9 protein-coding genes and 1 pseudogene are annotated in these 10,485 nt (G+C 69.5%); 6 read left to right on the top strand and 4 right to left on the bottom strand.

Features of this window, described 5'->3' with window-relative positions; translation table 11 throughout:
• Together sucB and FL311_RS36495 are read left to right on the top strand one after the other, a co-directional pair.
• The coding region (gene sucB / locus FL311_RS36500; RefSeq protein WP_141332298.1) for a dihydrolipoyllysine-residue succinyltransferase at positions 1–729 on the top strand (729 nt) is incomplete at its 5' end.
• 185 nt (positions 730–914) lie between these two features.
• Positions 915–1,118 (top strand): cold-shock protein, encoded by a 204-nt coding sequence (locus FL311_RS36495; RefSeq protein ID WP_141332297.1) that lies wholly within the window; start codon positions 915–917, stop codon positions 1,116–1,118.
• Between the two features lie 131 nt (positions 1,119–1,249).
• Here FL311_RS36495 and FL311_RS36490 read toward each other — a convergent pair whose 3' ends face one another.
• Positions 1,250–3,457 (bottom strand): alpha/beta fold hydrolase, encoded by a 2,208-nt coding sequence (locus FL311_RS36490; RefSeq protein WP_141332296.1) that lies wholly within the window; start codon positions 3,455–3,457, stop codon positions 1,250–1,252.
• Positions 3,458–3,574: 117 nt separating this feature from the next.
• On the opposite strand from FL311_RS36490, the gene FL311_RS36485 reads away from it, so the two are divergent.
• Complete coding sequence (locus FL311_RS36485) at positions 3,575–4,351, top strand: UPF0489 family protein (RefSeq protein ID WP_141332295.1); 777 nt, start codon at positions 3,575–3,577, stop codon at positions 4,349–4,351.
• An 11-nt stretch (positions 4,352–4,362) separates the two neighbouring features.
• Here the strand turns inward: FL311_RS36485 and FL311_RS36480 are convergent, their stop codons facing one another.
• Positions 4,363–6,069, bottom strand: coding sequence for a BamA/TamA family outer membrane protein (locus FL311_RS36480; protein ID WP_228557319.1), 1,707 nt, complete (start codon positions 6,067–6,069; stop codon positions 4,363–4,365).
• Positions 6,070–6,889: 820 nt separating this feature from the next.
• Here FL311_RS36480 and FL311_RS36475 point away from each other — a divergent pair.
• From FL311_RS36475 to FL311_RS36465, 3 genes are all read left to right on the top strand, one after another.
• Positions 6,890–7,807: a cation diffusion facilitator family transporter gene (locus FL311_RS36475; protein WP_141332294.1), complete on the top strand. Its 918-nt coding sequence runs from the start codon at positions 6,890–6,892 to the stop codon at positions 7,805–7,807.
• Between the two features lie 91 nt (positions 7,808–7,898).
• Complete coding sequence (locus FL311_RS36470; protein ID WP_141332293.1) at positions 7,899–8,243, top strand: DUF3703 domain-containing protein; 345 nt, start codon at positions 7,899–7,901, stop codon at positions 8,241–8,243.
• Between the two features lie 134 nt (positions 8,244–8,377).
• Positions 8,378–9,319 carry a sulfotransferase domain-containing protein gene (locus tag FL311_RS36465; protein WP_141332292.1) on the top strand — a complete coding sequence of 314 codons (942 nt, stop codon included), beginning with the start codon at positions 8,378–8,380 and terminating at the stop codon, positions 9,317–9,319.
• Here FL311_RS36465 and FL311_RS36460 read toward each other — a convergent pair.
• Positions 9,295–10,056 carry a sulfotransferase gene (locus tag FL311_RS36460; RefSeq protein WP_194869509.1) on the bottom strand — a complete coding sequence of 254 codons (762 nt, stop codon included), beginning with the start codon at positions 10,054–10,056 and terminating at the stop codon, positions 9,295–9,297. The genes FL311_RS36465 and FL311_RS36460 overlap by 25 nt on opposite strands.
• A 63-nt stretch (positions 10,057–10,119) precedes the next feature.
• Positions 10,120–10,485, bottom strand: a pseudogene (locus tag FL311_RS44445) (hypothetical protein); the annotation flags it as partial.

The raw sequence follows: 10,485 nt of genomic DNA, 5'->3' as shown, positions 1-10,485 counted from the left end.
GCCCAGCCCGCGGGCCCGCGCCCCAACGCCGCGCGCGAGGAGCGCGTGCGCATGACGCCGCTTCGCAAGCGCGTCGCCGAGCGCCTGGTCCAGGCCCAGTCCAACGCCGCCCTGCTCACCACCTTCAACGAGGTGGACATGGGCGAGGTGATGGCGCTGCGCAAGAAGTACAACGACAAGTTCCAGGCCAGGCACGGCGTGAAGCTCGGCTTCATGAGCTTCTTCGTCCGCGCGTCCATCGAGGCCCTCAAGGCCTTCCCCCAGGTCAACGCGGAGATCGACGGCGAAGACGTCATCTTCAAGCACTACTACGACATCGGCGTGGCGGTGAGCGGCAGCCGCGGCCTGGTCGTGCCGGTCATCCGCAACGCGGACAAGCTGTCCCTGGCGGAGCTGGAGAAGGGCGTGGGCGACCTGGGCACCCGGGCGCGCAACGACAAGCTCACCCTGCCGGAGCTGCAGGGCGGCACCTTCACCATCACCAACGGCGGCATCTTCGGCTCCATGCTGTCCACGCCCATCATCAACCCGCCGCAGACGGGCATCCTGGGCATGCACAACATCGTCGAGCGCCCCGTCGCCCGCGACGGCCAGGTGGTCATCCGGCCCATCATGTACGTGGCCCTCACCTACGACCACCGCCTCATCGACGGCCGCGAGGCCGTCCAGTTCCTCGTGCGCGTGAAGGAGTGCATCGAGGACCCCGAGCGGCTCCTGCTCGACGTCTGAGGCCGCCAACGCGACGCGTCAGCATTGACTGAGATGCCCGGCCTCAATGCAAACCGGGCATTTCAGGTCGCTGGCTGGACTTCCAGGCGGGCGTTTCACTAAAACCGGACATGTCTCCCGGTCGTCGGGGGGCGGGAAGAACGGGCGACTCTCACGCGTCGCCCCGCGAGACTGAAGGAAGTGCAATGGCAACCGGTACCGTGAAGTGGTTCAACGACGCGAAGGGCTTCGGCTTCATCACCCAGGACGGCGGTGGTGAGGACGTGTTCTGCCACCACACCGCCATCAACATGGACGGCTTCCGCACCCTCGCCGAGGGTCAGAAGGTGGAGTTCGAAGTGACGCGTGGCCCCAAGGGCCTGCAGGCGCAGAACGTTCGCGCCGCCTGAGACGTCGTTGCGATGAGCCCTTCCCCGCGAGGGGCTCATGAACGGAGGCCCGGCCCCTGTCCCCAGGGAACCGGGCCTCTTGCTTTCCGGAGCGTCCCCCGGGCGCGCGGACGCGCCCGGGAGCACGCCCGTCACAGGTTCTTCTTGAAGTGCTCCATCACGCGCTCCCACTGGCGCTGCTTCACCAGCGGGTCGGGCACCATGTGCGTCAGGCCGCTCAGCGGGAGCAGCTCGTGCGGCTTGCCGGCGCGAAACAGGGCGTCGCTCAGCTTCAGCGTGTGGAAGAAGTAGACGTTGTCATCCGCGGTGCCGTGGATGAGCAGCAGCTTGCCAATGGGCTTGTCCGCCTTGGCGTAGGTGAGCAGCGAGCTCTTCTCGTACGCCTCGGGGTGCTCCTGGGGCAGGCCCAGGTAGCGCTCGGTGTAGTGCGTGTCGTAGTCGAGCCAGTCCACCACGGGGGCGCCGGACACCGCGGCCTTGAAGACGTCCGGGCGCTTGAGCGCGGCCAGCGCGGCCATGTAGCCGCCGAAGCTCCAGCCCTGGATGCCCACGCGCTTGAGGTCCAGCTCGGGCAGCTCCTTGGCCAGCGCCTGGAGCGCGTCCACCTGGTCATCCAGGGTGACGGTGGCGAAGTCGTACTTCACCTCGCGCTCCCAGGCGGCGCCGCGCAGGGGGGTGCCGCGCACGTCGAACTTCACGACGAGGAAGCCCTGGTCCGCCATCCACTGGGACATCAGGTGCGCGGCCATGCTGTGGTGCACCACGGTGGTGGTGGGGCCGCCGTAGATGTCGACGATGACGGGCAGCTTCTTGCCGGGCTTGAAGTCGCGCGGGCGGGTGATGGACGCCCAGTAGCGCTTGGGGCCCACCTGCCTGAGCTCCGTGTTGGGGACGAAGGGCGGCTCCTGCGCCACCTCCGGCAGTTGGCCCACGCGCGTGCCGTCCGCGCGCAGCACCTCCGTGCGGCTCATGCTCTTGAGGCTGGACGTGTTGACGACGAACACCCCGCCGTCGCGCGAGGCGGAGCCACCCTCGATGCCCTCGCCGTTCTTCGTCACGCGCTCGGGCGCCCCGCCGTCCTTCACGCGGTAGAACACGCTCTGCGTGGGGTTGAGGCCACCGTTGAAGAACAGCGTGCGGTCCTTCTGCACGAAGCGCGTCATGCCCCGGAAGCCCGCGTCCGGCTTGACGAAGCTCTTGTCGAGCGAGCCGTCCGCCTTGCGCAGCTCCACCTCCGGGCCGCCGTTGCGCTCGGTGTACCAGAGGAAGCCCGAGCCATCGTCCAGCCACAGCGGGAAGTCCTGGTCCAGGTTGAGCCAGGCCGGGTCCTTCTCCACCAGCAGCTCCCGCGTCTTGCCCGTGGCCGGGTCGACGGCGAGCAGCTGCTGCTCCGTCTGGACGCGGTTCTGCACGAGGATGGTGAGCGGGCCGCCCTTGGGCCACACCACGGTGGCCAGGTACGGGTACTTCGCCGCGTCCCACTGCACCCACGTCGTCTTGCCACCGGTGACGGCCGTGACGCCCAGGCGCACCTTGGCGTTGGGCTTGCCGGGGCGCGGGTACGCGAAGATTTCGCCGCCGCGCTCGGGGTGCATCACGTCGACGATGGTGAGCTTCTCCACCTCCGAGGTGTCGGACTCGGTGTAGGCGACGCGCCTGGCATCGGGGCTCCACCAGTAGCCGGAGAAGCGGCTCATCTCCTCCTGGGCGACGAACTCGGCCACGCCGTGCGTCTTCTCGGCGGTGCCTCCCTTCGTCACGCGCTGCTCCTTGTTCGCCGCGATGTCGATTCGGTAGACGTCGTTCTCGCGGACGTAGGCCACCTGCTTGCCGTCCTGGGAGAAGCGCGGGTCCAGCACGCCGGGGCCCGTCTTGAGCTCGGTCACCTTGCCGCTCGCGCGCTCGACGACATAGAGCCGGCCGGAGAGCGGGACGAGCAGGCGCGTGCCGTCGTCGGAGATCTGGTACGAGGTGAAGCCCCGGGCGCTGACGCGCATGCGCTCACGGCGGGCCTTCTCCTCGGGGGTGAGCGTCTCCTCGGTGCCCTTGAGCAGCGCCTCGGGGGTGAGCACCTCCTTCACCTCCCCGGTCGCCACGTCGAACGCATAGAGCGTCTGGACGTTGGAGGTGTCCTGGGTGCGCAGGAAGAGGACCTGCTTCTCGTCCGGGGTGACCCGTACGCTCACCGGGCGGCCGCTGGAGAAGTTGCGGGTCTCCGACAGCTGCCTCAAGAAGGGGTCTTGCGAGTGCGCCGTCTGGGGCATGGTGAGGGGCTTCATCTCCTGGGCGTATACGGGCGCGCTCACGAGAATGAGCGCTGCGGCGAGGACCTGGCGCATGCGTAGTCGAACTCCCGCCAGCGGCGGGGCTCCTTTCACGGAAAGGTGCGGGGAAGCCTACACTCGGCCGCCGCGCAAGCTGAGCAAACCCGCGACGGACGCGAGGATTCCCGAGGCATGAAGACCGACGACGACGCCCTGCTCCACCTGCGCCTGGCGGGCATCATCCGGCTGGGGCTGGGAGGCGGCCGGGGGCCGACGGACGCGTACGTCTTCGACCCCCACCGGCTCGCCCTGCCCTCCTGGGCCATGGCCCTGGGGGACTCCGGGCCCGCCGCGCTGCTCGTCACGCTGGACCGCCACCTGGACGTGGTGGTGCCCCGAAGGCCGGAGGCGGTGCCGGACCGCTCGGCGGGCCTGCGAGCGCTGGATGAGCACGCCCGGTGGGAGTTGGACGTGCGCAACTACGACCACATCCTCGCGGCGATGGAGGCGGGGCTGGTGGGAGATGCCCTCTTCATCGCCCGGACGCGGCCCCGGGGTGCGTTCGCGGGGGACACCTACGTGGACACGCGGGGGCGCTCCCACCGACTGGTGGTGGTGCCCACCGTGGACCGCGCGTCCGAGGCGTGGAGCCACCCTGCTCCCGGTGACGCGGTGCGGGACGTGCTCGAGGACGCGGAGCGGGTGCTGCTGGACGTGGACCTGGACTGCTTCACCTCGCTGAGCGACGCGGACCCGACGACGGTGCTGCCCTGGCCTCGCGCCATCATCCGAGAGTTCCTCCTGCCCGACGGCTCCGAGCCCTTCTGGGACGCGGTGCTCCAGCGCGCGGTGGCGCTGACGCTCGCGAGGGAGCCGCACCACTGCGGCGGACTGCTCGCGTCCGGAGAGCTGTTCCGGGATGCCGCCGAGGTGTTGTTCCGGGAGCTCTTGCGCGTCGAGCCCCCGTGAGCGACGCGGGGCTACAGCGGTGAGTCGAGGAAGCTGGGGCGCAGGTCCGTCACCTGTCCGCCGGCGAACGTGAAGCGGCTGCCGATGGGAGGCCGGTCGCCGTTGAGCACGTAGCCGAAGTCGATGCGGAACGGGTTGACGTTGAACTGCGGGAAGAGCAGCCGCAGGCCCACGCCCACGGACGTCACCATGTCCGGCCTGTCGTTGAACGCGCTGCCCGAGTCGAGGAAGAGCACGCCGCCCACGTGCACGGTCTTGATGACCAGCGGCGCGGTGCGGTACTCCACGTTCACGAGCAACATCCGCTTGCCGGAGTACTCGTCCGCGGGCGCGCCGCGAAGGCCGTTGCCTCCACCGAGGAGCGTCACCCGGTCGAACAGGTCGTCGATGTTGACGTCGAGCAGGCCGCGCGCGACGAAGCGTCCTCCGAGTACCTTGGGCGACACCTGCGTCAGCTCCGCGGCCCAGTGGCGGTTGTTCCAGGTCGCCGCGTCGCCCAGCTGTCGACGGATGGAGCCGGAGGCGGCCACGGTGGTGAGCGCCTCGCCCCAGCGCAGGCGGTAGCGCGCGGCCAGCCCTGCCTCCGTGAAGTGCGTGTCGTCACCGAAGACGGGCGGCGCGTAGCGCAGCGTCGCGGAGAGCCAGTGCCCCATCTGGTAGTCCTCGGAGAGGACGTAGGAGTCCACGTCGCGGAGGACTTCGTAGCGGGCCTCGAAGGCGCGCAGGGACATGGACACGTAGCCCGCGTCCTCGGCGCGCGGCAGGTAGTTGCGCCGGAACCAGGTGGACTGGTCCTCGGTCAACATCGACGACCTCGGCGGGTCGTAGGCGTAGTGGTACGCGCCCACGGAGCCGCTCAGGTTGAGCTTGTAGCGCAGGCCGAAGGAGCGCGTGTACGAGGCCGCGCCCGCGACCTCCTCCGTCCGGTACACGTAGGGCACCGTCGGGCCGCCGGGGAACGGGAGCTGCCAGATGTCCGCGCCCCGGTAGACGCGATTGGTCTCCACGTTCCACGCCACGGACGAGCTCACGCTCCACGGCGTCGACAGCGAGTACAGCGGCCGGCTCACGGAGACGCTGCCCCGGGAGCCCTCGGCCTGACCGCTCTCGCGTCCGATGATGATGGCGGCGGACTCGGTGAACGACCAGCGACTGCCCAGCACACGCGGGTCCGTGTAGCTCTGTCCGAGGCTGAGCGTGTCCAGGCGCAGGATGAAGTCCACCGCGAGCTTCTTGCCCCGGCCCAGGAAGTTCTGCTCCGTGCCCTGCAGCCGCAGGTACTGGAGCAGCGAGCCGACCGCGGAGAAGTCGCTGTTGAGTCGTAGCGACCAGATGTCCTTGGTGACGACGAGCAGCGACACCGTGCCGGGCGTCTTGCCGACGAGCGGGACGACGCGCACCACGGAGAACAGGCGCAGTGCGCGCAGGTTGCGCGCCGTCTCCTCCGCGAGGCGCGTGGAGTAGGGCTGACCGAGCGGCAGCAGCACCTCGCGCCGGACGACCTCGTCGCGCGTGCGCACATGGAAGATGTTGAGGAAGTCCGGATACGGGTCGCTCTCCGCCACCACCTCCTCGGTGTCGACGAGCACGTCCGAGAGTGGCTTTCCCTCCGGGGAGGGGTCCACCTGGCGGCCATGCCGGACGAGCGACTCGACGACGAGGGCCTCCTCGTAGTTCTCCTGCGTCAGCCCGGGTGCGCGCGCGGGTGGAGGCTCCACCGTGGCGCCCTCGGGCTGCTCACCCTGCTGTGTCGCGACGGGCGCGTCCGGCGGCGGAGTCGCGACGACGGGAGCCGGTGTCTCGGAGGCGGGCTCCGCCAGTTCGCGTTGCTGCGTCACGCCCAGTAGCGGCGACGCAACGGCGGGAGTCGGCGTCTCGGAGACGGGCTCCGCCAGTTCGCTTTGCTGCGTCGCGACGAGCGCGACCCGTGGCGGAGACGCAACGACAGGCGCCCGCTTCTCGGGGCTGGGGGCCGCCTGCACGCCCTGTGGCGTCGCGACAAGCGCGGCAGGTGACGGCAACGCGACGACTGGCGCCGCCTGGAGTGGAGTCAGGGCAAGAGGAACGACGATGAGGGCAACCAGTGGTAGCGCCACCCCACCATCCTGGCATGCGCCGCATTCCTGGCGAGCATCTTCATCGCGGGAAGCTCGGATGGCGCGGTCCGTCGACGTCGGCCCCCTCCGTGAGGTCCAGGCTATCGCTCGGGCAAGAACCGCCCAGGTCCAAGGACCCCAGACAGCACCACCACGTGCACGGAGCACCGCCTTCGGTGCGGCTCCTGGCGCGGGCCTCTCGGTGGTGGCTATCGCCCGAGTCGCAGGACGACCAGGGCCCTGTGTCGGAACCGAATCCGCCGCGCGGAGCCTCCCGAGCAACGGCCCCGCTGGCAGCACGCTCGCCGTCGAAAACCCTCGGAAAATGCCGCTGTAATACCGCGCGAAAGGTGGCGTCTTCCTCGATGAACGGTGGGTCGCGGCTCGTGGGTCCTCGAGCGCTCGCCCCCGGAGCCATCCATTCCTGGAGGTCCCTTTCCCCATGTCGGGTTCACACAGCCACGCGCCCACGTCACACGGCCGAGCCTTCGCGCTCGGCGTCACGCTCAACCTGGCCTTCGTGGCCATCGAGGCGCTGTACGGCTTCCTCGCCGGCTCGCTGGCGCTGCTCGCGGACGCGGGCCACAACCTGAGCGACGTGCTGGGGCTCGTGCTCGCCTGGGGTGCCAGCGTCCTCGCCCGACGCCAGCCCACCGAGCGGCGCAGCTACGGCCTGCGCGGTGCCTCCATCCTCGCGGCCCTCTTCAACGCGCTCATCCTGCTGGTCGCTGTCGGCGCCATCGGCTGGGAAGCCCTCCGCCGCTTCGGCGAGCCAGCGCCCGTCGCCAGCCTCACCGTCATGAGCGTCGCGGGCATCGGCGTCGTCATCAACACCGCCACGGCCCTGCTGTTCTGGAAGGGGCGCAAGAACGACCTCAACGTGCGGGGCGCGTTCCTGCACATGGCGGCCGACGCGGGCGTGTCGCTCGCCGTGGTGCTCAGCGGCGCGCTCATCTACTTCACGGGGCAGGCGTGGCTGGACCCGGTGGTGACGCTCGGCATCGCGCTGCTCATCCTCGTCAGCACGTGGAGGCTGCTGGTGGACTCCTTCAACCTCGCGCTGCAGGCCGTTCCCGCGAACATCGACCTGGGCGCGGTGCGAAGCCTCATGACGCAGGCGCCCGGTGTCACCGGCGTGCACGACCTCCACGTCTGGGCCTTGAGCACCACCGAGTCGGCCCTCACCGCCCACCTCGTGGTGGATGCGCCGTCCGGTGACGAGGCGCTCGTCCCCACCCTGAAGACACGGCTGCACGACACGTTCGGCATCGAGCACGTCACGCTCCAACTCGAACCCGCGCTCGCCGCGACCTGCCACCCCTGCGCCCCTGGTGACACCCGCCACGCCGCATGCGCCTGACGGCACCGTGCGAGTCCGGACTCACCGCTGGCTTCACTTCCTTCGCCCTGGCGACGCACGCCACCTCGCCAGCGCCGCACCGAGCGTTCCGATGACCCCGACCCTGCGAACCCACTTCGACCTCGAGCTGCGCCGCGTCGCGGAAGCCCATGCACGCGGTGCCCATCAAGACGCCTGGCGCTTCCTGGAGCGCGCCCACATCCTGAGTCAGGCCCATGCGTGGCCCCACCTGCGCGTCCACGGCGCCATGTTCCGTTGGGCCGCTCGACACGGAGACTGGCGGGAGCTGCTCGGACAGTTGCCGCGACTCATCCTGGCAGCGCCGGGCTCATGGCTCGGTCGCGCGCCGCTGGGCAACACGGGCGGCGCCAACGTGGGCATCTTCACCCCCATGGACATCCCCGAGGACCTCCGCGCCATCCTGGCCGCGCGATAACTCCCCGCGTCGAGGTGACATCCCGCGTCGAACCGCCTTCGACACGGGCCCGTGACGGACGCGGCACGCGATGCGGGCACGGACTGACGCTAGGCTCCCGCCCAGGTGGAGTCCCACCACCGGGGGCACGCTGCATGACCACATCGGACGCCACGCACCGTCAGCCATCATCTCGTCTGCCGAAATCGCTGCTGGAACTGCAAGCCCTGCGCGCATGGCGCGAGCCCATCTCCGGCCCCGCGCACTTCCACGTGGAGCCGACAGACATCTTCGTCGCCACCTATCCCAAGTGCGGAACCACGTGGACGCAGCAAATCGTCCACGGTCTGCGCACGCGCGGCGACATGGGCTTCGAGGAGATCTCCCTCGTCGTCCCGTGGCTGGAGAGCCCACCCCTCCCGGGCGTCGACCTCGCGGGGCCCCAGGTCGCCCGACCCCGCGCGTTCAAGACGCACCTGCATTGGGAGCGGGTGCCGAAGGGCGGGCGCTACATCCACGTGATGCGAGACCCGGCGGACACGCTCACGTCCTTCTACCACTACGTGAACGGCTGGATGTTCGAGCCCGACTCCGTCAGCGTGGAGGAGTTCTGCTTCGGCATCTTCTTGAAGGACGCGCGCTTCGGCCGCTACTGGGAACACCTGCGCGCCTGGTGGAGCGTCCGCGAGCGCGACGACGTGCTGCTGCTCGCCTACGAGGACATGAAGGAGGACCTGGAGTCCGCGGTCCGACGCATCGGCGCCTTCATGGGCGTGTCCCTGGACGACGAGCTCGTCGCGCTCGTGACGAAGCAGTCCACCTTCGAGTTCATGCACGCGCACGAGTCCCAGTTCGACGACCACCCGACGACCGAAGCCGTCAATCGGCTCACCTCGCTCCCACCCGAGGTCCAGACCACCAAGGTCCGAGCCGGCCGCGTGGGAGACTCCTCGGAGCTGTCCTCATCAGTGCACGCCGTGCTCGCCGAGACCTGGCGCGCGGACATCGAGGTGCCACTCGGCATCCCCTCCTATGCACGGCTTCGCCAGCAACTGCGGTCATCCCAACCCACTCAAGCCCGGACGATTCGCTCGTAGCCCAGCGCCTCCAGCACGTCCTCATGGCCCACGAGCGCCGTGTTGATCTCCTCCAGGTCCGCGGCGCTCATGCGTCCGAGCGAGTCCCCGTTGAAGTCCCGGATGGTGCTGTGCTCGCCCATGATGTCGAACGCGCGGCCGACCTCCAACCGCCCCAGCTCCGGGATGTACTCGAGGATTCTCGCGGCGATGGTCTCCGGGGACTGACAGAGGTCCTCGTACCGGAAGAAGAGCGAGCCTCGCAGCACGGCCCGGTTCCGGAGCTGCAGCCGGCTGGAGCGCACCCAATGCGCCGTCGCGATGGACAGCGGATAGCCGCGCTTGCGCCGCACGCCCTCGGCGAAGGCATACGGACTGCGCACCGAGACGATGAACCGCGCGGGCGCGAACTGCTCCTGCAACAGCGGCGCGGCCATCACCATGGGCGGGCTCTTCTCCACGAGCACCGCCTTGCCCAAATCCCACGCGCGATGCCAGACGGCCTTGATGCGCTCCCAGTGGTAGCGCTGGGGGTCCGCGAACTTCGCCTCGTTCGTCGTCCAGTTGCGAAGCTCGTCCGACTCGGTGTCGGGGATGGGCATCGCCTCCGGGTCATCCCGGTGCACCAGCCACTGTCCCTCGTGGTTCATCGAGTCGAACACGGAGACCTGGTCCGACGTGGCCAGCAGCCGCACCAGCAACGTGCTGCCGCTGTTGTTCGGACAGATGACGAATGTGTACAGCGGCGACCTGCGCACCACCTGCTCCACGAATCACCCCCGGGACCGGAGGGCAGGCGTCTCACGAATCGAGCCCCCACGTCATGACGAGACGCGGCGAGCCCTCGCGAATCCCCGCTCCCGCGCCGCCAGTCGCGTGACGCCCCAGAACCCCAGCGCCACGGCGGCGATGGCCGCCCCCTGCACGCACACGCCCACCCAACCCGCGTGCGCGAACACCACCGTGGACGCGAGCGAGCCCGCGCCACTACCGATGGAATAGAAGACCATGTAGCCCGCCACCAACCGGCTGCGCGCCTCCGGGCGGACCGCGTACAGCTCGCTTTGGTTCGTCACATGCAACGCCTGGATGGCCAGGTCCAGACCGATGATTCCCAACCCCAGCGCCCACAGCGACTGGTGCGTCTGCGTCAGCGCGACGGGAACCCACGACACCAGCAGCAGCCC

It is taken from the genome of Myxococcus sp. AB025B, assembly GCF_006518215.1.
In the GTDB taxonomy this organism is placed as follows: domain Bacteria; phylum Myxococcota; class Myxococcia; order Myxococcales; family Myxococcaceae; genus Myxococcus; species Myxococcus fulvus.
The sequence above is the reverse complement of the archived record's forward strand: the minus strand, read 5'-3'. Positions and strand labels throughout refer to the sequence as shown.

Coding starts and splice junctions, on each gene's coding strand:
- FL311_RS36495 (WP_141332297.1), top strand. CDS start 915: ATGGCAACCGGTACCGTGAAGTGGTTCAACGACGCGAAGGGCTTCGGC.
- FL311_RS36490 (WP_141332296.1), bottom strand. CDS start 3,457: ATGCGCCAGGTCCTCGCCGCAGCGCTCATTCTCGTGAGCGCGCCCGTA.
- FL311_RS36485 (WP_141332295.1), top strand. CDS start 3,575: ATGAAGACCGACGACGACGCCCTGCTCCACCTGCGCCTGGCGGGCATC.
- FL311_RS36475 (WP_141332294.1), top strand. CDS start 6,890: ATGTCGGGTTCACACAGCCACGCGCCCACGTCACACGGCCGAGCCTTC.
- FL311_RS36470 (WP_141332293.1), top strand. CDS start 7,899: ATGACCCCGACCCTGCGAACCCACTTCGACCTCGAGCTGCGCCGCGTC.
- FL311_RS36465 (WP_141332292.1), top strand. CDS start 8,378: ATGACCACATCGGACGCCACGCACCGTCAGCCATCATCTCGTCTGCCG.